A 19,973-nucleotide genomic window follows, 5' to 3' on the forward strand; every position below is an offset into this window, starting at 1 on the left:
GCAGTAGCGCTCAGTATTACTACGTAGGGTGGTCGCGGCCCGGCGACGTAAAATCACACATTCCCACCCGTATCCACGCCGCCGGAGCGCGCAAGGCCATGAAACTCAGACAGAAAGTCATCTTCCTGGCCATCACGCCGCTCATTCTTGCGCTGTGTGCCATCGCGTTTGCCGTGCGACACCAGGCGATCAGCCTGGCCGAGCAGCAGCGCGCCACCATCCAGCAGGCCTATCTGGCCAGCAAGGAAGCCGAACTCAAGCATTACGTCACCCTGGCCAGTCACTCCATCGCGCAGCTAGTCGAGTCGGGACGCAAGGATGGCGCCACGCAAGAGCAAGCCAAGCGCATCCTGTCGGCCCTCAGCTATGGCGACGATGGTTATTTTTTCATCTACGATTTGCAGGGTAATTCGCTGATGCATCCGCGTCAGCCCGAACTGGTGGGGCAAAATTTGTGGCGATTGCGCGACGCCGACGGCAATCTGACCATCCAGCGCCTGATGCGGCGGGCGCGCAGCGGCGGCGGCCTCGAGCGCTACAACTGGATCAAGCCGTCGACCAACAAGTCCGCGCCCAAGCTTGGCTATGTGATATTGATGCCGGAATGGGGCTGGATGATGGGTACCGGCATCTACATGGATGACGTGGACCAGGCGCTGGCCAAGGTCGACGCCCAGCAGTCGCGCAATATCCGCTCGACCATGGAATTGATCGCCGCCATCGCCATCCTCGGTTCACTGGTGGTGGCCGCCTGCGGTCTGGTACTCAATTTGCGCGAATTGCGCGTGGCCGATGCGAAGCTGAAAGTGCTGGCGCAGCGCGTGGTCGAGTCCCAGGAGGAGGAGCGGGCGCGACTGTCGCGCGACTTGCATGACGGCATCAGCCAGTGGCTGGTGTCCATCAAACTACAGATCGAGGCGGGCATCGCGCGCCTGGCCGGCAATGCTGAACAGAAAGAAAAGGCGCCTGCCACTTTCGAGCGGGCCGCCGATCAACTGAACAAGGTGCTCGGCGAGGTGCGGCGCATTTCGCACAACCTGCGCCCGGCCATTCTTGACGACCTGGGCCTGGCCGCCGCGCTCGACCACCTGGCGCATGAATTTAATGACAGCAGCAGCGTGCGAGCCAGTTTCACGGCCAGTCCGGCGGCGGCGGGCGAGGGCTTGCCCGACATGGTCAACACCGTGTTGTTCCGCATCGCCCAGGAAGCGTTGACGAATTGTGAGCGCCACGCCCACGCCAGCGGCGTGGAAGTGAGCCTGCACGAGGCGGGCAGGGCGGTCGAGTTGCGCATCGAGGATAACGGCGGCGGCTTCGATTTCGATGGCATCGCCCTGCACCCGCAGCGCGGCATCGGCCTGCGCAACATGACGGAACGCATGGAAGCCATCGGCGGCAGCCTGCACATCACTTCTTCACCGGCCGGCACTCTGGTGCTGGCGCGGCTCGGTCTTCCATCCACACACTGATAGATACGCAATCATGACCAAGACGATCAACATCCTGCTGGTGGACGACCATCCCCTCGTGCGCGACGGCTTGCGCGCGCGCCTGGAGGCGGTAGCGCATTTCGACGTGGTGGCCGAAGCGGGTGGCGCCGACGAAGCCTTAAGTCAGGCGCGCATGCATCAGGTGGACCTCGTGTTAATGGATATTAATATGCGCGGCACGAATGGGATTGAAGCAACCGCCCTGTTCAAGCAGGCGTTTCCGCAGATTGCCGTGCTCATCTTGTCCATGCACGACAAGCTCGAATATGTGTCGCAAGCCATCGCCGCCGGCGCGCGCGGCTATGTGCTTAAAGATGCTCCAGGGAAAGATATCGTCTTCGCCATCGAGACGGTGATGTCCGGCGGTATTTATTACAGCGCTGGCCTGGCGCGGCAATTGTCGCGCCCGCAAGTGCACGATTCCTTTCTCACCACGCGCGAACAGCAAGTGCTGCAGCACATCGCGGCGGGCCAGTCGAACAAGCAGATCGCGCGCGACCTGGACTTGAGCGTGCGCACGGTGGAGACGCACCGCCTCAATATCAAGCGCAAGCTGGGGATCGAGGGGCAGGCTGAATTGATCAAGTATGCGGTCGAGCATGCACATGGTGGCAGTGCCTGAGAAGGTGCGCGCGGTGCCGGGTCTGTGTCACGCAACGTTACAACTGCATGACGCAGAAGACAGGCTGACAAGCTGAGAATTGCTTGACTTGCAAGGATTAGTCTCCCGGCGAACTGTTTTTTTTGAATATATATTGCTAAAATTAAACTGTTTCTTGAGTGAGATTCGGATAGAATGACCCTCGCTGTTGAAATGGCACCCCTGTCGGGCCAGGGATGCCTATGCTGTTCAGTTTACTTACTATGGCGCCCTACCCACACTGAGATACCGATGTCAGCGTCTGAATCAAACCTGTTTCCGTTGGTGGGATTGCAAGCAGTGTCCAATGCTCATAACGAGTGGGTCGCTGTCACCTTGCATGTACCGCAGGCCTCGATGGCACCACTGCTGGCGGCGCTAGGCGCTGCTGATGCGTATGCCTTCCTGGCACCGCTCGACTGCATCATTCCCTTGCTCGACCCGCATGGCGTGGACGAGGCCGTGCTGGCGCAACTGGCGCCGCAACGCACCATTTTCCGCTTGCCAGTGCATCTTGCCGGCGACAAGCAGATCCAGAAAAAATGCCAGCAATGGCGCGACGCTGGCTATCGCATCATTCTCGATGGCGCCGATGCCGGTCCCGTGGCGGCGGCGCAGATCGACGCGCGCGCGCTGAGCTTTGACGCGGCCGGCGTCCGTCCGGCCCTGCATCAGCTGCTGCCCCTGCCGGGACCGCATCTGGCCTACAACATCGTCGACGCCGAACAGCTTGCCGAGTTGCAAGAAATCGGCGTGAGCTGGTTCGCCGGCGACTATGCCTTGCAGCATGCGCGCCAGAAAAGCACGCCGGAAGATGCGACGTCGCGACGCCGTGTGCTGGCGCTGCTGGGCCTGCTGGCCCGCGATGCCGACGCGCACGAACTGGAAGTGCCGCTCAAGCAGGACCCATCGCTCAGCTATCATTTATTGAAACTGGTTAATTCAGCCGCCTTCGGTTTCACGGCGCCGATTTCCAGCTTTAGCCAGGCTATCAGCTTGCTGGGCCGGCGCCAGTTGCAGCGCTGGCTGCAACTGCTGTTGTATGCGCGCCAGCAAGACGATGGCAAGATCCACGCGCTACTGCCGCTGGCGGCCGTGCGCGCGGCGCAGATGGAAGCGCTGTGCCAAGTGCGCGGCGGTGACCGCGACGCGCAAGACCTGGCCTTCATGGCAGGCGTGTTTTCCCTGCTCGACGTCTTGCTGGGCATGCCCATGCAAGCCATCATCCCGAGCCTGAACCTGGCGCCTGAAGTGAGCGCCGCCTTGCTGGAACGCAACGGCGAACTGGGCAACTTGCTGGCGCTGGTTGAAAGCGCCACGCCGTCGCCCGAAGCCTTGCGCCGCGCCGACATCGATGGAGCAAGCTATTGGTGCAGCCTGTTACAGGCCTACCAGTGGGCCATCCAGGTTAGCCGGAACCTCTAGCATGACCTTGCTGCCGGTGTCGGATTACCTCGGTGACAGCGCCGCCCTGTGCGATGCCGTCATGCGTTTGCGCGGCCCTGCGCTGGTCGATGAGCTGGGGCGTATCGCCAGCGTCGTGATGGCCAGCCCGCATGGACAGTTCCTGCCTGCGGCCAGCGTGGACGCCGCTGCACTGCCCGCGCTTTCTTCGTGCGATACACCGGCCTTGCTGCAGGAAATCAGTTTCGATGGCCATTGCTTCGGCCATTACCGCGTTGCGGGACGCAGCCTGTACGGCGACGCTGACCGGCGCCAACTGGCCAGCCTGGCCTCGCTGACGGCCGGCGTGCTGCAGGTGCATTCGCTGGCGCAACGCTCGACCCATGCCTTTGCGCAGGTTGAAGCCTTGCTGGCGCAGCAGACGCAAATCCTCGACCAGTTGCACGAATCGGTGCTGACGATGGACTTGACCGGCTACATCACCAGCTGGAACAAGGGCGCCGAACGCCTGTTTGGCTACACCTCGGTGGAAGCCGTGGGGCGTAATATTTTGTTCCTGTACGACGACGAAGATACGGCGTTCCACGACGCCTTCCTGGAGCAGGGCGGGCGCCTGATGGAGGTGCGCCGCCGAAAAAAATCAGGCGAGATCTTCTGGGCCAGCCTGTCCTTGTCGCCATTGCAGGATATGGACGACAAGCCGATCGGACTCATCGCCTACCTGACGGACATCACGGAACGCAAACTGGCTGAAGAGCGCCTGCATCACCTGGCCTACTACGACCCGCTGACGAGCCTGCCCAACCGCACCTTGCTGGCCAAGCTGGTCGACCAGGCCCTCTCCGTGGCGCAGCGCAGCAAGATGCTCGGCTGCGTGCTGTTCATCGACTTGAACCGCTTTAAGCTGATCAACGACACCCTGGGCCGGCGTATCGGCGATGAACTGCTGCGTCAGGTCTCCGTGCGTTTCCGCACGGTGTTGCGCGAGCAAGACCTGGTGGCGCGCCTGGGCGGAGACGAGTTCGCTGTTGGCCTGTTCGACATCGGCCAGCATTTCGAAGCCAGCATGGTGGCGCAAAAGCTGCTCGCTTCCCTGGTGCAAGCGTTCCTGATCGAAGGCCACGACTTGCGCGTGGGCGCCAGCATCGGCATCAGCGTGTATCCGCAAGACGGGCAAGACGCGGAAACCCTGCTGCGCCTGGCCGACATCGCTATGTACCGCGCCAAGCAGGACAGCGGCGGCGAAGCGGAAAGCGTGGCCTTCTACAGCCATGACATGAATGTGGGCATGCAGGCACGCATGCGCCTGGAAACAGGCTTGCGCCAGGCTTTATTAGAACAGCAATTGTTGCTGCACTATCAGCCGAAATACGCGCTGGCGAGCGGTCGCATCATCGGCGCCGAAGCGCTGGTGCGCTGGCTCCACCCGCAGCACGGCATGATCCCGCCCGCCGAGTTTATTCCCCTGGCCGAATCGACGGGCCTGGTAGTGCAGGTGGGTGAATGGGTGCTGGAGGCGGCCTGCGCCCAGGCGCAAGCGTGGAAACTGGCGGGCCTGCCGCCGATCCGCCTGGCCGTCAACGTCTCCGCACGCGAATTCACGTCAGCGCTGCCCGCCAGAGTAGCGGCCACCCTGGCCCGCTACGGCCTGGAGGCGGCCTGGCTGGAACTGGAAATCACGGAAAGCACGCTGATGCACAACATCGAGCGCGTAATCGGCATCATGGACCGCATCACGGCGCTGGGCGTGGCCTTGTCGCTGGACGACTTCGGCACCGGTTACTCAAGCCTGTCCTATTTGAAACGCTTCCCCATCGACACGCTCAAGATCGACCGCTCATTTACCACCGGCATCCCCACCGACGCCAGCGACTGCGCCATCGCCAGCACCATCATCAGCATCGCCCAGCAGCTGCACCACAAAGTGATCGCAGAAGGCGTGGAAACGGCCGAACAACTGGCCTTCCTGAAGAGTGCGGGTTGCGACGAAGTGCAAGGCTATCTGTTCTCGCGTCCGCTACCTGCGCTGGCGTTTGAAAGAGCGCTGCGGGAAAACTGGGGCTTGTAGCGCTTCCGTTCATGATGCCAGCGCATACACAGACCCCGCCCCTTGCCGCTCGTATAAATCGGCCGCCGCCGCCACTAACCATTGGTAAGCCGCCGACCTTTATGTATAATGCGCCTACTGGAAGCGTGGCCGAGTGGTTGAAGGCACTAGTCTTGAAAACTAGCGACGGGTTAAACTGTTCGTGAGTTCGAATCTCACCGCTTCCGCCAGTATTTATAAAAATCCCCTAAGTAATCAACGACTTAGGGGATTTTTTCATTTCCTACCCACACTTCTACCCACGTCACCTTTTTGCTGTCGAGCATGTCGCCGCTGCTGCATCTGTGATGCATTTTTCTTGCCATTTCGCAATTTCTGTTGAATCCCAGACCGATACTTGCGGCCCCAGCTTGATCGGCGCCGGGAAAGTTTTTTCACGGATGCGGGAATAGATCGCTGACCGTTTCAGTCCGACGGTCTCACTGACGGCATCAAACCGCATGAATTTTTTCACTTCGCTCATATCGCTCATTTTTCGCTTTCAGTTGATTTCAATGTTTTGATCAGGTCGGCATGGTCTGACGGCCGCTTGCGGAGCTCAGCATTCGCACCTCCAGTTCCTTCACGCGGGCTTCGGCTTTCTCGGCGCGCATTTCCCAGGCATGGACGCAAGTGCATTGCCCGCGCCACTCGCCGTCTATGCTGTGCACATCGCCAGTTCCACCGCAGGCACTGCAAAGGGCGCGCATTTCTGAGCATGTATCCACGCTCCCCGCAGCTACTGGCGGGGCGATGGCGTTGTGTCTCGACGGCGCTTGGCCACCGATCAATTCAGTATCATCCATATCATTCCTTGTTATCGCCCATGGTCGCTGGGGTTGATTTGTCCTCGTATGCCTTGCGCAAGGAATGAGTGCCATCCTTCTGCATGCGACGAAACCAGTACGACATGCTTTCGACGCGGTATAGGCTTGCCATGCGATCCCAGGCGCGCCAGCCCATCTTGTTCAGGATGTAAACCGCACCCATTAAACCAAGCGTCGTAACCGTTATTCCTGAGATTGCCATGACCGTGTAGCCGATACGCATTGCCAGGACATCCATCATGATGCCGCCTTGGCAGCAATAGCGGCGCGACGGGCGGATACCTTGTCCCATTCAGTTCGCCAATCGTTGACTTCGCGCATTACATTTTCACGGTCGATCCAGTCGATATTTTTGCTTGTTAAGGTCGGGAGGGCCACAAGCGCAGCGGCAAACTTCATGCCTATCGAATTCAGGTCGCGGATGATTCCGTCCTTGGCATCGCCCTGCGCTGCTGGGGCGGCGGGTTCGTCCAGCATGTAGTTGTCGAACGTTCCCAGAACGGCATTGATCTGGTCGTTGTCCAGCCCGTCGATGCCGCTCAACACGTCGTCGCGGAAATCGTGCATTGCCTGATACAGCGGGTCAGGCACGGCCACGGGCTGAACCGGGACGCGGGGGTGCGGGTAGGCTTTGTCGTGTGCGCCGTCCGTGCTTCCGCAATATGGGCATGGCTTTCCTGCAACTAGCTCTTGCACCTGCATCGGGACGGCTGCTCGGGCGGCAAAAGAATCAGTCGCAGCGCGCCAGGTATTCCACGCTACAGCAGTTGCCATTAGCCGGTACTTACCGTCGGCAGATCGCTCGGCAGCACGAAGCCACGCGCCGTTGTCAGTAATATACGACTCAAATGCTGCCTGTTCATCCTCTACCACTTGGGGCGCGGCGGCGTGAAGGCTGCGCAACTCACGCGCAACACTTGCATTGCCAACACGCTCAAATGCCGCTGCGGCGCGTGTAATGATATCAATTTCTTTACTTGGGTCCATTCTCTTCTCCTATGTGCGGCCCGAAGCGCGGGCCATTAGTTATTGCTTTGCCAATTCGGCGATCACGCGTAACATGGCCCGGTCCAGCTCGCGCGGCGTGTCGGCCGTCGCCGTTTTGCGGCCACTCATGCCGCCCACCAGGCGCCAACCACGCTGGCGATCACGTAAATCAGGATCAGGGCGGCAGCTATGCGTGCAGCGCCAGGGCTGCGCTCGCTGTTCGGTACTTCGTCGTCGTCGGTCATGATGCCGCTCCTGCCACAGCCGCAACCGTATAGATGCCCTGCGTGCCCTTGACCACACCGGCAGCCGCCATCGCCTCAATCAGCCCGGCCGCCCGGTTGTAGCCGACGCGCAGGAGGCGCTGCACCAGCGATATTGATGCCCGCTGCTGGGCGCGCACGACCTCGACGGCCTGCTCGTACAGCGGATCGCTCGCGCTGCCGTCGCCAGGTGGCACCGTGCCGGGAGCTTGGCCGTTCAATTCCACTACCACGCGCTGCTCGCGCACTGGCTCGTTGCCTTTGGCCGGCGCTGCATCGGCAGGGATCGACGGCCGCGCATCGGTTTCGGCCTCGCCGCCCAGCACTTCGACCAGATCCGCCATCATCTTGGCCAGCTCGCCCGTCATCAGCGCGAAATCGCTGTCGAGGCGCTCGTCGGCGTTCTGGGTGGCCGATTCTCGCTCTACGATCACATCCAGCGGCTTGACCGACTTGATGGCCAGCGACTCGTCCAGCACGAAGCTGATCCTGTCGCCCCAGGTCATGGCCAGGCGCGTGCACTGCTTTCCGGCTGCGATGTGGCGGCGCACGTCGTCCACCTCCAGAGTGTGGCGCACATAGCGCACGGCGGCCTTGCTCTCGCCCGTGGCGCGCAATTCGGCGTCCATGTCGACCGTGAAGCCTGCCGGGGATTCGTCCGTTTGCAGCCATTCCGTCATGGCGCCGACCGGTGATCGCTGCACGCGCAGGCTTTCCAGCGGCAGCCTATCAACTGATTTCAGCAGCATCTTGACCACGGCATCGGCCTTGCTCGGGCTGGCCGCGTCCACTACCAGCCAGCCGTTGATCGGGTCGATCCACACGGCCGTGGTGCTGAGAATGGCGAAGGCGCGGGGCAGAAGCTCGTCGGTGACGCGCTCCTTCAGCTCCTTCATGGCCTTCTTGCCGGGCTTGAAGCCTTGAACTTCTTCCATTTCCAGTGCCCGGTCGGCGGCCACCTGATTGATTACGGTCGATGGCAACAGCTTTTTCTCGGTTTTCAGCTGCAGCAGGAACTGGCCGCCGACGGCGTGCACGAGGCCGCCGTTCTGGCGTGGCGCGTCCCAGCCTTGGCTGAGAAGATCCATTTTGGTGGTGCTAACGAACTTCTGTGGCGCCAGTGCTTGTTCGAGTGCGGCGGCAGTCATGACGAAGTCGTTGAGGCGATAAATCTGTAAATTCTTGAACATGGTTATCCTTGTAATTCAGCCGCGCTGCGGCGCTTCGTGGAATTCGACGCCCATCTGGCCGCCGAACGCGTGTATTTTTTCCATGTACTGGGCAAAGCCCTTGACCGTGAGATCGGCGCTGCTGCCCACCAGGACCGGCTGGCCACCCGGGTCGAAGTCCCACTTACGGTAGGCTTCGTCCTTGCACAGTTCCGGGTCGTATTCGTCCGGCAGGAACTGCTGCTTGAAGTACTCATGCCAGATTTCGACGCTGTACTGGCGCTGGTCGCTCCAGCATTGCTCGGCGACGTCCTTGAGCGGCCCGGCCCACATGCGGGCGTTCTGGTCGGGCTTCCGTGCCTTCACTTCCTCGCGCACCAGCACCTCCAGCGGCTTCTCCGCGTCGAGCGGGATGTTGCGGAGCAGGGCGATTGCGCGGTCGACCTGCTCTTGGCCACGCAGCAGCAACTTGCGTTGCTCGAACTTTGGGCGCGTCATGGCGGTGCCCCGGTAGCGCGGCGCGCCTTCATGTCGGCACCGCCTCGACACTGAGAGCAATCACTTTGTTCGGCGCGCAGTCCCATCCGCGCACTTCGTCCACCGTGAACTTGCCGGCCTCCGAAAGGTCGCTGGTGTAGCCCCGTGTGCCGGCGCGGTGATACAGGCTGTGCTGCGCGTTCCAGATGGCGAATATGGCGGGCCTTCCTGGGAACAGAATGTCGCGCAGCACGGCCGCCCGCTCAAAGTTCATCGCCTTGATCGCCTTCGCCAGTTCACCTTCCAGGCGATTACGCCGCTGCCATGCGTTGCGCTTGACGCGTGGGTCGCCCGGGCATGCGGCATACAAATCCAGGTGATCTGCCCACTCAATGCCATGCGTGCCGGTAATGACCATCCAGCGGCCATTCAGGCTGTAGTACGCGGCCCCGTAGATCACGCGGCCAGCACTGGTGATCGCATAGACCTTGGCCCCATCCAGGATGGCAACGCCGTCGCGTGTAAAGCCGTTGTCAGGGCTGTTGAACGAGGCGCGCCCAAGGTGCTCGACGTAGTGACCGCTCGAGCGTTGGCTATGCTTGGCGTACTCCAGCGCGGTTGCGCCATTGATGCCGATCTTCGGGTCCGATGGTTTGAACACATAGCCGGTAAAGACGTTCAGCAGGTAGTCGCGGATGCGACGGCGCGCGCGCTCCATTTCAAGGCGCATCACGTACGGCATGTGCTTTTCCTTGTCGCCTTGGTAGCGACCGCCATTGTCCGGCCTATCGGGTGCGTTCACGCTCTGGAAAAATTTCAAACCGATGCAGCGGCCAGAAACGTCGAGATCAGCGTACAGTTCCCCCTTCTGGCACAAGCGCTTCGACTCAGCGGACCAGCGTGCGACGTTGCCGCCGTAGTGCTTGATATCGCGCTCGCTGATTTCCGGCATAGTGCAGGACCAGCCCAGGCGGTTCAACGTCTGCAAGACGCGGGCGAACACCTCGCGTTTGAACTGGCGGCACCAGGCTTTCTCAGCAGCGTAGCCGCCAGCGGCGCGCGCTGCGGAAATCCCTTCCTCGTAGATGCTCAAGGTGGCATCGCCGAAGGTGATGGTGCCGGCCCGGTTGATACGCCCAATGGTAAGGCTCATGGCGCCACGCCCAGGTCAGCCACGTCGATTACGATGCCGCGGCAATACGGCTCGCCGTCTTCTACGATTTCGAACGTGGCGTGCGGCACGTCGGTGCGGTAAGTCCAGCTGTAGCCGTCTTCCTTGGCCCACAGGGCATCCACGGCGCGCACCTGCGGCGCCCGGGCGAAATAATCCTTGAGTGCATCGTCGTCGTGCTGGATATCCTCGCGGAGCGGCAGCAAGCCCTTGGCGTCGATCAGCGCGATGGTCGGGGCTTCGCGCTCGTCGTTCACGAAGCCACGGAACTCCATCAGGTCGTCGCTGGCGCCAAAGATCACGATCAGGCCGGCGGCCTTGGCCTGCTGCTCTTCTTCCTTGACCATTTCGCGGCCGTATTCGCGGCCCGTCAGCAGGCCGGCCAGCAGTTCCTTGCTCAGCTTGACCGGCGCCAGCTCGACGGCCGGCGTGCCCTTGTTCGTGTACGGGTGCTTGTCGGTATGCGGCTTGATGTGCGCGTAAAAGTGCTTGCTGATGGACTCGGCGCCGGCGAAGGCTGCATACTCGGCGGCCGTGACGTTGGCGTAGTGATAAACGTCGGCCGGTGCGCCTTTGCGGAAGAACTGCACCGCCAGGGTCTCGGTCGCCGGGCAGTGGCCGATGGCGGCAATCTGCGAGGATTGAATGGCTTGCAGGGTGATTTGTGGTGCTGCGACTGCTGTATTCATTGGTTTCTCCTGGTGGTGGGCGAGGTGGTGTTTATGCTGCTTTGGTGATCAGGGCAGCGTACTCAGCGGCAAAGTCGAACTTGGCCAGGCGTTCGATGGCCTCGGCTGCCGTCAGGCCGAACTGTTCCAACAGCACATCGAGGATGTCGCCGTCCGATGGATACAGTTCATCGTCTGCATCGAGCAGGTCTGGCGCTAGCACTGGGCGGCTTGGCGCAGGTGAAACTTCTACTGCGCGCGCCGCCTCGGCATACACATCAAACTCTTGATCGATCAGCAGCGCTTCGGCATAGTCGGCCAGCACGCGGGCAGCCATCTGCTCGGCAGCCAGCGCATCGGCTTTGCGCTGTTCGGCGGCAGCCTGCTCGTCTGTCAGGGCCTTGCGAGCGGCTTCGAGCTTGGCCAGTTCCGCGTCGATCTTGACCTGGGCCTCGGCGGCGGTGCGGTCACGCTCGACCTGCTCTAGGCGGGCGACTTCGGCACGGCGCGCTTCCTCGGCCTTCGCTGCAGCCTCTGCCTGTTCGCGCTGTTGGCGCGCAGCCAGCTCCAGTGCTACTTGCTGTGCGGCCAGTTTCTGGGCGGCGACCTCGTTCTCGGCAGCGATACGCTGGTTCTCGGCAGCGACACGGGCGTTTTCCTCGGCCTGCGCGGTGCGGAGCTTGTCGGCGGCGGCAATGTCGGCTAGGCGCTGGACTTCGGCGGCTTCTGCGGCGACGCGAACGGACAGAATGTCGAGCATCTGCGCCAGCGTGATGGCTTTCAGTTCGACTGCTTCGGCCAGTCGCTCCTGGTAAATGGTGTCGGTGATTTGCATCGCTTCGAGACTGTTGATCGACGCCTGCGTGGCTGCCGCCGTTTTGTCGATGAATGCCGCGTCGGCGCCGTACTCGCGGATAGCCTCCAGCGCATCCGTGATCTTGGTCGTGCGCGCCATTTCCGCCGCCAACTCGGCAGCCTTGCGGGCCTTTTCGATGGCGTCGAATCCGTCGCGCAGATTGCGTAGACGTGCCTCTTCTGGTTCGATTATGGCAACCAGAACATCCTCTTCAGCGATGACTGCCTTGCTGAACGCAGTGGAATCTTCGCGGGCAGTCTTGCCGGTAGCGCGGATTGTCGTGCGGGTATTCGTGAGCAACATGACAGCGGCGTGCGCTTCCTTGCGGCCGTCGATGTTCGTTACAGTGAGGATGCTGGCCGATTTTCGTACCAATGCAGCCAGTTCGACGCGGCTCTTGTCGCTGGACAGGACAATCGCCGCGCGCTGCGCTGGCGGCAGGCTGGACATTTGCGCCAGCATGGCGACTTCGTTTTTACTTGTGGCGTTCATGTTATGCGACCCCCTTCATGGCAAAAAATTCATTTACTTTGACCTGCACTTCCGCGAGGAATGCCAGCACCTTTTTTTCGAGGTCATCGATATAGGTCTGGTCGCGCATAATCCGCTTGCAGTACAGCTTCAGGTGCTCGCCACCGTTTTGCATGCGTGGGTCGTAGCTGCAAAAATCAATCCAATCAAGATCCAGCACCCACATTTGGCCCTGAACCTGGGCTATATGGTGGTCTGGCATGCCCTCAGCCCACGTTTGCAGGTGGATCGCGCTGTTGTGCGGGCATTTGATTTCAACTCCGCCGCGCACGCCGGCCAAGCCATCCGATGACGCACCGATCCAGTTATGCTTTGGATGAAGTGCGAAACCGACCTCGGTGACGATATTCCCGGTGACGATTTCATATTCGGCACGCGCATATGGCTCAGCGTCAGTACCCCACGACATGGCAAAGCTGCTTGCGCTCTCGACCGGCTCGCCAGTAATTCGCTCGACCACGAGGCGCATCAAATAATCTTCGCGCGCTTTAAGTGGCTTGCCATCCTTCTTGCTGACGGCCAGAATGTCAGCAAAGCAAGACGCTGTTGCGCATCCGGCGCGCTGGCGCAGCCATTCGGCGCTACCTTGGTCTGATTGACGATCAAGCATGGTCAGCCTCCTTTTTTGAGGCGAGGGCGTCAGCGCGCTTGCCGAGTGCCGTCATGTGCGGCTTGATTTGGCGGCGAACATCGTCGCTCATGCCGTGCCAAGCTTTCTCCAGCGCTTCGCGACCACTATCGGCAGTGCATTCCAGATCGGCCAGCATGCCGGCCATTTCGTCGTCACTCATCACACTGGCCGGCGCCATCGCCTTTTGCGCAATCTGCGCGGCGCTCTGGCGGACAGGGCGCATCGGAGCCGGGTTGATGTCGCGCGCCTCCACGTCCATCATCTCTTCAGCAATCGGCATGCCACGCAGTACATCAGGGAACACGTCACGCAGCGCCCACGAGCGCGCGCGCATCTGCATCATTCGCTTTGGATACTGCGTCCATGGTCCAGACTTGCCGTGCAGCCCGGCCTTCTTGGCGTCATCGATGGTGAAGATGCGAATCTGCTCGTCCTCGCCACGGCGCTTGACGCGGCATACCGCCTTATCGTCAATCGTTTCTTCGAGTACGTATTCGCACAGCGGCGAAGAGCGCACCAAGCCGATCACGGCGTCCCCCCACAGCGAAGGGCGCCCGTTGATGACGGCGATGTTCTGCATGGCCTGCATTGGCTGCAATCCCAACTCCATGCCCCATTGCACGGCAACAAGGATATTGCCCGGGTTGCCGATGAAATCTTTCGGGATGATGCTGGACTTTGACATCATGTCGGCGAATTGGATTGCCTGCGCCAAGTCCTGCGGCGCGAGAGAAAATGACGGCTTGCCTGCGGTCGATTGCAGTTGATGCGCCTCGATGGTGGTGGTGACTGCGTTCATTTGATACCTTTCTGCCGGGACTATGCCGACTTCGATACAGCGTTGTGCAACTTCAAAATTTCCGCCTTCAACAGCGCCAGGCGGACGGCGTAGACGATGGTGTGGCCGGCATACTAGTTGCGTAAAACCTGGCTGGCTACGTCCATCACGGCTTGACTGATGACGCCCACTGCGCCTCCTGGTGGGCGAGGCCCAGTTGCTTCACGCGCTCACTGGATTCGGCCAGATCGAACTGCGCATCAATCTCCGCATAAAGCAGTTCCTTGTGCATTTCTTCGAGGCCGGCCAGCTCGCGGCGCACGCCGGCCAGGCGCATCTGGTTCATGCGGTGCTGGTGCTGCGCCTGGTAGTGGTTGTGGGCGGCCAGCAGGCGGTGGAAGAGGGCGATCATGGCGACACCATTGCCGTAACGCCCAGGGCGCCGTCGTCGTAGGCGGCATCAATCAGCGCAGCGAGGTTGCCGATGGCGGTGAAGCTGTGCACCGTGCTGGCGGTGCGGATGGTGATGGTGTAGCTCATGTCCTGCTCCTCTGGTTATGATCTGGCGCCCCTGCCGAGAATCGAACTCGGCCAGTTCCGGCCATTGCTTTGTTGGTGCCGGTCTTCCCCGGCTTCCAGATCCTCACGAAGATCAATCGGGCCACTCTGTGCCATCGGGCAGTTTTTCTGGCTGCCAGCCCCGTCCCGCCTTGAACTACGGCGCGGGCAACCGCTCAAACTTGCAATTTCTCCAGCGCCACGGCTTGCGCGCGGGTCTTGGCCTGGCAGTTCTCAGGATCGTCTTGCACCAACCTTGCAGCGACGTCGATTTCCCGTGCAGCAATGACCAGCGCATCGGCGTAGATCGTGCCGGCGACAAATTCCCGTAGCGTGTTGCCAGCAGTGGCTGAATCACAGGCCAGGGCGGTGCGCGCCAGAAAATTCATGGCGCCAGGTGCTGCCAGTCGTTCGAGCAACGTGTTTGCGATGCCGTTGGCGCCAGTGCTGCCAGTCAGCACGATGTTGCGAGCGGCTTCGTATTTCTCGGCCGCCAGCCTGAGGATCATTTCTTCGCGCAGCTCGGCGGCGTCGTGGTCACGGGCGCTCATGGCCGTGCTGCCAGTGCTAGCGCTTCGGTAGCGGCACGGAACTCGTCAAGCGAAACCTCTTCGCCCGTTGCGTTCGCTGCGACCATGGTTGACAGTGCCGCTACTAGCGCCTCATGCGAATTCACTGCGGTGACGATCAGTACCTCCAGTTCGCTCGCAGCGCTGTTGCCGATGGAGCCTGAGTGGATTTCCGCGACCGTGGCGTCATCCGTGCTGGCGATGTAACGATGGTTGGCGCAGTGCAGCGGCAGCAGGGCGCGGACTTGTGGGGTGATGTTCATGGCTCAGACTGCTTCCGCGACAGGCTCAGGCTCGGCTATTTCAGCATCCACATCAATGCGTGAACGCGCCACCTCGATCAGCAGGCGATATTCGCGGCCGATTTTGGAGTCGGCGCCATGGTGCGCATCGACAGCCTGGATGAATTCGATATCCGTACCGGAAAAACAACCGCGAGACACGAATAGGCCAGTTTTGGCGCGGCAGACGGTCAGAGTGCCGCGTTCACTGCCGACGCGAGAGAACCAGACCAGCGCAGCATCGCCGTAGACCTGCGCATTGCCGGAGACCCGCGCATTGCCGTGGACCTGCGCATTGCCGTGGACCTGCGCATTGCCGTAGACCTGCGCATTGCCGGAGACCCGCGCATTGCCGTGGACCTGCGCATTGCCGTAGACCTGCGCATTGCCGTAGACCTGCGCATCGCCGGAGACCCGCGCATTGCCGTGGACCTGCGCATTGCCGTGGACCCGCGCATTGCCGGAGACCCGCGCATTGCCGTGGACCCACGCATCGCCGGAGACCGACACATTGGCCTCGACTTCAACGTAGCCGCCCAGGTCGCCAGCAGCAACCAGCGAGCCGATAGCGACGAGCGCCTTGATGCGGTACAGCGTGCGGCCGAAATGGTTCTTGGTGTCGTTTTTCAGCAGCTCGAATTTGGTATTGGACATTTGCGTTTCCTGGTGAGTGGATGGGACTGCGATCAGCCGCGCGCTGGGACTGTGATTGCCGGGATCTGTTCGCCAGCGGCGATCAGGACCGCTTCTAGTGCTGCGAGCTCTGCTGGGGACATGTCGTACTCCTGTGTTTGCTTTCGATGGAGTTATATTAAGCCAACTTAAATTTAAGCGCAAGAACTTTTTTAAGTGCGCTTAAAAAATAGTGCTACAATTCTTTCGTCGCCTCAAAAGCGACCGGATGCCCGGACCAAATCTCGCCGGGTTGCGCAAGTCCAGATCAGATGGAGCCGGCGAACGCTACGCAGTACCCAGGGTATCAACGCGAAACGGGCGTAGTGGAAGGGCCGCAAGAAGGCAGCAGGCGGCACGGTGAGTGATAGTGGAGAGAGCCGAGCTGGGGACCGGAAACGGTCAAAGTCTGTCCTACGTGTAAGTGTCCGAAGTCGAAGAGGGGCATGTTGCACTTTCACGGAAGCCAGGCTTTATCGCTTGGCTACTGGGAGAGTGCCGCTCAGGAACCGAGTCTCTAAGGGCATGTACTTCAAAACAGTAGCTTTAAGGTCAGATCAAAAGCTTACTTCAAGAGCAAGATAATGATTTTTGAGTACCTTTTATAGAGGAAAACATAGTGGAAAATAAATCGACCCCGCTGGGGCAAAAAAAATCGCCGGCTGGCGGGGATGGCAATGCGGCAAATCTTGCGCCCGCAATGCGGCCGATTGGGCTGGTGGCGATGTCCAGCCGTGCATTCCCTGGCTCGACCGAATCGTATCTGCTGATGCAAACCGATCTGATCGAGTTCTGGCTCGCATTGGGCCACCAAGGTGCCGCAGATCCGATTGGTTACGCGCGGTATGTGCGCTGCACAGGGGCTGACGAGACGATCCTGGACGTGACTACAGGGACGTTTGAATTATCTGAATTAATTTCGGCAGATTCTCCGCGCCCACATCCAATAGTTTCATTGTCAGGTGTTTTATGGATTCGCCGCGCAGCTCTCGAAGCTGATGCAACAATCCAGTCTTTTCTTCTGGCGGCAAGTTTGAATCCTGAATTCGCGTCGCAATCAAGTCGCGGATCGTCTCATCGTGAAGCTTGACCGTCACCACGCCCAGGATTGCGGTCAGTCCACCGTCATCGGCAAGAAAATCCAATCCTGCCGATGTGATTTTGGCCTGAAAGAAAGTTTTTGATCCACCTATTTCCTGGGAGTAGGACCCATCGATTAATCCGTGCTCATACAGGTAATGCAGATTTGGCGAGGCGTCCGGGTTCCTTCCGACCCATTCGCCCATGATCGTCATCTTCGGGTACGTCTCTGATAGGTATGTTAGTAGTTCATTTTGCAATACGCGGTCAATGGCCATGAAATTTCCTTTTTTAGTTAATGGGCGCGCCCGGAGCCGGGAAGCAACAGTGCGCGCTTCATTGTATAAAAATTAACAGGTTGAAATATAGCCAAATCTATCAGGATGAAAATGAAGTTATCCGAATACTTGGCCGCCCGCGGCAACTGCAAGGCGCTGACACGGATCGAGGCTGAGGCGTTCGGCGTGCCGTATCCACTGACGGCTGGCTGGCCGAGGCACTACGGCCAGACGGAAATCACGCCCGCGATGATCAAGCAGCTGCGCGCCAATGCTGGCGGCAGTTCGGCGGCGGCCGCGCGTGCGCTGCGTGGGCTGGATGCTGGGACTGGCGTGGCCGGGTCAGTGGTGCGCACCAGGGCGGCGAAGGCGGTCGAGGTGGTTGCGCCAGCGCCGCGCCCGGTATCGACGCTGGCGTTCCCTGGCTTCAGGCTGCGAGATGGGCGCGCGACTGCGACTGCGGCGGATCGTGCGGCGCCTGGGCCTGCTGGCCGGCCACCATGGGAGTAGGAGCGCGCAACCTTGCATTGCCGTACCGCTAAATTGTAAGCGAGTGCAGCGCCGCACCGGGATGTTGTATATTTCTTCGGCGAGCGTGTGAGCCCTACAAGGTATCGGGGCTGGCCCTCAAAGATTTGCGACCTTCTTTAAGAGGGTCGCACATACCCACCAAGGAGATAAGATGAATGATCGTGTATCCGAAGAACTGCTTGCTGAGGCGGCAGGGTGCCACGCGGCGCGCATCAGTGGCGTCACCGCCGTTGTCACAGCAGATTACAACGGCGTCGAATTTACTTTTCAAGATGATGGTTGGTTTAACGCCACCGCTGCCGCGAAGTGCTATGACCGGGAATGCTACGAGTGGTTGCGCCTTCCAGAGACGATGCGTTACCTGGCTGCGCTGGAGCGCCACTACAAACCGGGAGAATCCCGGTTTGTAAAGACGAGTCGCGGCGGCAATACCAGAAAATCCGGCATTGCTGGTACGTGGCTGCACCCAAAGCTCGCCGTGCGCTTCTCCCAATGGCTGGACATGGATTTTGCCATCTGGTGCGACGAGCAGATCGATCGCTTGCTGCGCGGCGAGCCACTAGATGAGGGTAGCGCAGAGGAGCTGACCACTGTGCGTGATCGCCTGCCCCTGCTGGAGGTGGCTCATCATGTTTTCACCCGCACCGGTATTTTCTATCCACAAACCTACGCCGCGATCAATGCGGCGGCCGGATCGGCAAACTACCGTTCGATGAAAAAAGGGCAGGCCGCGCGCGTACTGCCGCAGGCGCTGCGCATCAATACCGGAACCGACACGCAGGAAGACTGGGAGCGACTACACGTAAGCAAGCGAGAGTTGTCCGGCGATACCCAGCTGGAACTCGGCTTCAGCGACCTAGGCGTGAGCATTCTCACGTAAATTACTGCCTGGCCGATTTGGCGACGCTGGCCGGGCTGTGCGCAAAAACGGGGCGCACCTAGTGCCAGGCGTAAAAAAGCCCGCTCGGGGCGGGTGAGTCTACTTAATTTTTTTGATTTTGTTTCCAGTGGCGGACGCACTCTCCAGTCGGCGCCCAACCTTCACAAGATCTTCTGCAGCCTCTAAGTGCTCGGGCATGACTCCGCCAATTTCAGCAATTGTTTTACGAACTTTCTGCCCAACTTCGAAGTGAACGCTGTTGGCATTATTTTTTCCTTTTATACTTTCCCTGCGGAGCTTGTCTTCTGTTTGCGTTGCTCGGAATAGATTAGCGGCTAGCTCTGTGCTGCCCATATGGTCGAGAATATTGGCAGAACCTTCTAGCCCCTTTTTCTTCTGGATGCCGGCTCTATCAAGGCCGCCATAAAGTCCCTGGTACCCGTGGTTTTGAAAAATAGCATATTCGATCGGCTTTTCAACGCCAGCATCTTTTGCTGCATCAGCTAATTGCTTGTTGTGCTCGCGCATTTCATCGCGCAACATTAGACGTTTTTGATCTTCCGCAACCTCCGCGCAGTAGGCATTACCCTCATCCTGCAATTCTTGACGGCGCGCCTGAGTGGCAAAATATGTTTGCGCAAACGCGACCGGCCGCTTTCTTGAGTCTCCATTTTGGGCTATTAGGTATGCGCCATACCTCGTGACCTGGACATCTTTCGTAGTGCGCTCTGCCCCTGAGCCAATGTCGACCATTTTAATGACGTCATTAAAATGGTCGCGGATTATATGATCGCTTTGGTGGCATGCAATCTGGGCCTTGTCGATAACCTTCTGGAAATTTTGCCACGAGCTGCCGTAACCAAGCAGCGACTGAAGTTGGCGAGCGCTCCAATATTCGGTACCGTCGTCAAGTCGAAGGGCTGCGCTCTCAAGAGCGGAAAGAAGATCCTCGACTGATTCGGAGGTTTTCTCCATAGCCATTACTTGCTCTTGGTCTGCGCGTGGATCGCAGTCATCTTCATCGGCGGGTTTTGGGGTTGAGCTTACGTCACCAGATAGCATGCGACGCATTTCTTCAATTGCCGCCCGTGCAACGCCTTTACCGTCCGAATTGTCTGTCATTTCGATCCCTTATGAAAAAATGCG

Annotated in this window: 23 protein-coding genes, 1 tRNA gene and 1 pseudogene; 7 read left to right on the forward strand and 18 right to left on the reverse strand. The window is 60.0% G+C overall.

Features of this window, described 5'->3' with window-relative positions:
* Positions 1-98: 98 nt before the first annotated feature.
* The 5 genes from ACQ4V8_RS09240 to ACQ4V8_RS09260 all read left to right on the forward strand — a co-directional run bounded on the left by ACQ4V8_RS09240 (position 99) and on the right by ACQ4V8_RS09260 (position 5,811).
* The gene (locus ACQ4V8_RS09240) at positions 99-1,469 is read left to right on the forward strand and encodes a cache domain-containing protein (RefSeq protein WP_436571280.1); all 1,371 of its coding nucleotides are present in this window, start codon (positions 99-101) and stop codon (positions 1,467-1,469) included.
* 13 nt (positions 1,470-1,482) lie between these two features.
* Positions 1,483-2,112 (forward strand): response regulator transcription factor, encoded by a 630-nt coding sequence (locus ACQ4V8_RS09245; RefSeq protein ID WP_010396220.1) that lies wholly within the window; start codon positions 1,483-1,485, stop codon positions 2,110-2,112.
* Positions 2,113-2,430: 318 nt separating this feature from the next.
* Positions 2,431-3,555 (forward strand): EAL and HDOD domain-containing protein, encoded by a 1,125-nt coding sequence (locus tag ACQ4V8_RS09250; protein WP_436571281.1) that lies wholly within the window; start codon positions 2,431-2,433, stop codon positions 3,553-3,555.
* 1 nt (position 3,556) lies between these two features.
* Positions 3,557-5,602, forward strand: coding sequence for a putative bifunctional diguanylate cyclase/phosphodiesterase (locus ACQ4V8_RS09255; RefSeq protein ID WP_436571282.1), 2,046 nt, complete (start codon positions 3,557-3,559; stop codon positions 5,600-5,602).
* Positions 5,603-5,721: 119 nt separating this feature from the next.
* Positions 5,722-5,811, forward strand: a tRNA-Ser gene (locus ACQ4V8_RS09260).
* Positions 5,812-5,885: 74 nt separating this feature from the next.
* Here the strand turns inward: ACQ4V8_RS09260 and ACQ4V8_RS09265 are convergent.
* The 17 genes and pseudogenes from ACQ4V8_RS09265 to ACQ4V8_RS09345 all read right to left on the reverse strand — a co-directional run bounded on the left by ACQ4V8_RS09265 (position 5,886) and on the right by ACQ4V8_RS09345 (position 17,416).
* A complete protein-coding gene (locus ACQ4V8_RS09265) occupies positions 5,886-6,104 on the reverse strand; it encodes a helix-turn-helix transcriptional regulator (protein WP_261980706.1) in 219 nt (72 codons plus the stop codon).
* A 323-nt stretch (positions 6,105-6,427) separates the two neighbouring features.
* The gene (locus ACQ4V8_RS09270) at positions 6,428-6,688 is read right to left on the reverse strand and encodes a hypothetical protein (protein WP_436571283.1); all 261 of its coding nucleotides are present in this window, start codon (positions 6,686-6,688) and stop codon (positions 6,428-6,430) included.
* Positions 6,685-7,434, reverse strand: a complete 750-nt coding sequence (locus ACQ4V8_RS09275; RefSeq protein ID WP_436571284.1) for a hypothetical protein — start codon at positions 7,432-7,434, stop codon at positions 6,685-6,687. Before ACQ4V8_RS09275 ends, ACQ4V8_RS09270 begins: the two co-directional genes overlap by 4 nt.
* 241 nt (positions 7,435-7,675) lie before the next feature.
* The gene (locus ACQ4V8_RS09280; RefSeq protein ID WP_436571411.1) at positions 7,676-8,023 is read right to left on the reverse strand and encodes a DNA translocase FtsK; all 348 of its coding nucleotides are present in this window, start codon (positions 8,021-8,023) and stop codon (positions 7,676-7,678) included.
* Positions 8,003-8,887: pseudogene (locus ACQ4V8_RS09285) on the reverse strand (recombination-associated protein RdgC); the annotation flags it as partial. The gene ACQ4V8_RS09280 and the pseudogene ACQ4V8_RS09285, both read right to left, overlap by 21 nt.
* 15 nt (positions 8,888-8,902) lie before the next feature.
* Positions 8,903-9,364: a recombination protein NinB gene (locus tag ACQ4V8_RS09290; protein WP_436571285.1), complete on the reverse strand. Its 462-nt coding sequence runs from the start codon at positions 9,362-9,364 to the stop codon at positions 8,903-8,905.
* A 28-nt stretch (positions 9,365-9,392) separates the two neighbouring features.
* A complete protein-coding gene (locus tag ACQ4V8_RS09295; RefSeq protein WP_436571286.1) occupies positions 9,393-10,436 on the reverse strand; it encodes a UvrB/UvrC motif-containing protein in 1,044 nt (347 codons plus the stop codon).
* 56 nt (positions 10,437-10,492) lie between these two features.
* Positions 10,493-11,203 (reverse strand): KTSC domain-containing protein, encoded by a 711-nt coding sequence (locus ACQ4V8_RS09300; protein ID WP_436571287.1) that lies wholly within the window; start codon positions 11,201-11,203, stop codon positions 10,493-10,495.
* A 31-nt stretch (positions 11,204-11,234) separates the two neighbouring features.
* Positions 11,235-12,530 carry a coiled-coil domain-containing protein gene (locus tag ACQ4V8_RS09305; protein ID WP_436571288.1) on the reverse strand — a complete coding sequence of 432 codons (1,296 nt, stop codon included), beginning with the start codon at positions 12,528-12,530 and terminating at the stop codon, positions 11,235-11,237.
* Between the two features lies 1 nt (position 12,531).
* Complete coding sequence (locus ACQ4V8_RS09310) at positions 12,532-13,179, reverse strand: lambda exonuclease family protein (protein WP_436571289.1); 648 nt, start codon at positions 13,177-13,179, stop codon at positions 12,532-12,534.
* Positions 13,172-13,999, reverse strand: a complete 828-nt coding sequence (locus ACQ4V8_RS09315; RefSeq protein WP_436571290.1) for a recombinase RecT — start codon at positions 13,997-13,999, stop codon at positions 13,172-13,174. Before ACQ4V8_RS09315 ends, ACQ4V8_RS09310 begins: the two co-directional genes overlap by 8 nt.
* Positions 14,000-14,144: 145 nt before the next feature.
* Positions 14,145-14,390, reverse strand: coding sequence for a hypothetical protein (locus ACQ4V8_RS09320; protein WP_436571291.1), 246 nt, complete (start codon positions 14,388-14,390; stop codon positions 14,145-14,147).
* Entirely contained in the window at positions 14,387-14,518 is a 132-nt protein-coding gene (locus tag ACQ4V8_RS09325) for a hypothetical protein (protein ID WP_436571292.1), read from the reverse strand. Before ACQ4V8_RS09325 ends, ACQ4V8_RS09320 begins: the two co-directional genes overlap by 4 nt.
* Positions 14,519-14,712: 194 nt before the next feature.
* Entirely contained in the window at positions 14,713-15,087 is a 375-nt protein-coding gene (locus ACQ4V8_RS09330; protein ID WP_436571293.1) for a hypothetical protein, read from the reverse strand.
* Positions 15,084-15,368, reverse strand: a complete 285-nt coding sequence (locus tag ACQ4V8_RS09335; protein ID WP_436571294.1) for a hypothetical protein — start codon at positions 15,366-15,368, stop codon at positions 15,084-15,086. The genes ACQ4V8_RS09330 and ACQ4V8_RS09335 overlap by 4 nt, the downstream gene beginning before the upstream one ends.
* Before the next feature lie 3 nt (positions 15,369-15,371).
* Positions 15,372-16,040: a bactofilin family protein gene (locus ACQ4V8_RS09340; protein ID WP_436571295.1), complete on the reverse strand. Its 669-nt coding sequence runs from the start codon at positions 16,038-16,040 to the stop codon at positions 15,372-15,374.
* A 905-nt stretch (positions 16,041-16,945) separates the two neighbouring features.
* On the reverse strand, positions 16,946-17,416 hold the full coding sequence (locus ACQ4V8_RS09345; protein ID WP_436571296.1) for a hypothetical protein: 471 nt from the start codon (positions 17,414-17,416) through the stop codon (positions 16,946-16,948).
* 111 nt (positions 17,417-17,527) lie between these two features.
* Between ACQ4V8_RS09345 and ACQ4V8_RS09350 the strand changes: the two genes are divergently transcribed.
* On the forward strand, positions 17,528-17,926 hold the full coding sequence (locus tag ACQ4V8_RS09350) for a hypothetical protein (protein ID WP_436571297.1): 399 nt from the start codon (positions 17,528-17,530) through the stop codon (positions 17,924-17,926).
* A gap of 172 nt (positions 17,927-18,098) precedes the next feature.
* Positions 18,099-18,827 carry a KilA-N domain-containing protein gene (locus tag ACQ4V8_RS09355; RefSeq protein WP_436571298.1) on the forward strand — a complete coding sequence of 243 codons (729 nt, stop codon included), beginning with the start codon at positions 18,099-18,101 and terminating at the stop codon, positions 18,825-18,827.
* A gap of 99 nt (positions 18,828-18,926) precedes the next feature.
* Here the strand turns inward: ACQ4V8_RS09355 and dinD are convergent, their stop codons facing one another.
* Positions 18,927-19,949, reverse strand: coding sequence for a DNA damage-inducible protein D (gene dinD, locus ACQ4V8_RS09360; RefSeq protein WP_436571299.1), 1,023 nt, complete (start codon positions 19,947-19,949; stop codon positions 18,927-18,929).
* Positions 19,950-19,973 lie beyond the last annotated feature (24 nt).

The organism is Janthinobacterium paucivorans (assembly GCF_051380805.1).
GTDB classification, from domain to species: domain Bacteria; phylum Pseudomonadota; class Gammaproteobacteria; order Burkholderiales; family Burkholderiaceae_D; genus Janthinobacterium; species Janthinobacterium lividum_D.

Excerpts from the sequence above, each read along its gene's own strand:
- ACQ4V8_RS09335 (WP_436571294.1), bottom strand. The coding sequence starts at position 15,368 with ATGAACATCACCCCACAAGTCCGCGCCCTGCTGCCGCTGCACTGCGCC.
- ACQ4V8_RS09275 (WP_436571284.1), bottom strand. The coding sequence starts at position 7,434 with ATGGACCCAAGTAAAGAAATTGATATCATTACACGCGCCGCAGCGGCA.
- ACQ4V8_RS09270 (WP_436571283.1), bottom strand. The coding sequence starts at position 6,688 with ATGATGGATGTCCTGGCAATGCGTATCGGCTACACGGTCATGGCAATC.
- ACQ4V8_RS09255 (WP_436571282.1), top strand. The coding sequence starts at position 3,557 with ATGACCTTGCTGCCGGTGTCGGATTACCTCGGTGACAGCGCCGCCCTG.
- ACQ4V8_RS09305 (WP_436571288.1), bottom strand. The coding sequence starts at position 12,530 with ATGAACGCCACAAGTAAAAACGAAGTCGCCATGCTGGCGCAAATGTCC.
- ACQ4V8_RS09355 (WP_436571298.1), top strand. The coding sequence starts at position 18,099 with ATGAATGATCGTGTATCCGAAGAACTGCTTGCTGAGGCGGCAGGGTGC.
- ACQ4V8_RS09325 (WP_436571292.1), bottom strand. The coding sequence starts at position 14,518 with ATGAGCTACACCATCACCATCCGCACCGCCAGCACGGTGCACAGCTTC.
- dinD (WP_436571299.1), bottom strand. The coding sequence starts at position 19,949 with ATGACAGACAATTCGGACGGTAAAGGCGTTGCACGGGCGGCAATTGAA.
- ACQ4V8_RS09245 (WP_010396220.1), top strand. The coding sequence starts at position 1,483 with ATGACCAAGACGATCAACATCCTGCTGGTGGACGACCATCCCCTCGTG.
- ACQ4V8_RS09240 (WP_436571280.1), top strand. The coding sequence starts at position 99 with ATGAAACTCAGACAGAAAGTCATCTTCCTGGCCATCACGCCGCTCATT.
- ACQ4V8_RS09340 (WP_436571295.1), bottom strand. The coding sequence starts at position 16,040 with ATGTCCAATACCAAATTCGAGCTGCTGAAAAACGACACCAAGAACCAT.
- ACQ4V8_RS09330 (WP_436571293.1), bottom strand. The coding sequence starts at position 15,087 with ATGAGCGCCCGTGACCACGACGCCGCCGAGCTGCGCGAAGAAATGATC.
- ACQ4V8_RS09320 (WP_436571291.1), bottom strand. The coding sequence starts at position 14,390 with ATGATCGCCCTCTTCCACCGCCTGCTGGCCGCCCACAACCACTACCAG.
- ACQ4V8_RS09290 (WP_436571285.1), bottom strand. The coding sequence starts at position 9,364 with ATGACGCGCCCAAAGTTCGAGCAACGCAAGTTGCTGCTGCGTGGCCAA.
- ACQ4V8_RS09300 (WP_436571287.1), bottom strand. The coding sequence starts at position 11,203 with ATGAATACAGCAGTCGCAGCACCACAAATCACCCTGCAAGCCATTCAA.
- ACQ4V8_RS09265 (WP_261980706.1), bottom strand. The coding sequence starts at position 6,104 with ATGAGCGAAGTGAAAAAATTCATGCGGTTTGATGCCGTCAGTGAGACC.
- ACQ4V8_RS09310 (WP_436571289.1), bottom strand. The coding sequence starts at position 13,179 with ATGCTTGATCGTCAATCAGACCAAGGTAGCGCCGAATGGCTGCGCCAG.
- ACQ4V8_RS09345 (WP_436571296.1), bottom strand. The coding sequence starts at position 17,416 with ATGGCCATTGACCGCGTATTGCAAAATGAACTACTAACATACCTATCA.
- ACQ4V8_RS09315 (WP_436571290.1), bottom strand. The coding sequence starts at position 13,999 with ATGAACGCAGTCACCACCACCATCGAGGCGCATCAACTGCAATCGACC.
- ACQ4V8_RS09350 (WP_436571297.1), top strand. The coding sequence starts at position 17,528 with ATGAAGTTATCCGAATACTTGGCCGCCCGCGGCAACTGCAAGGCGCTG.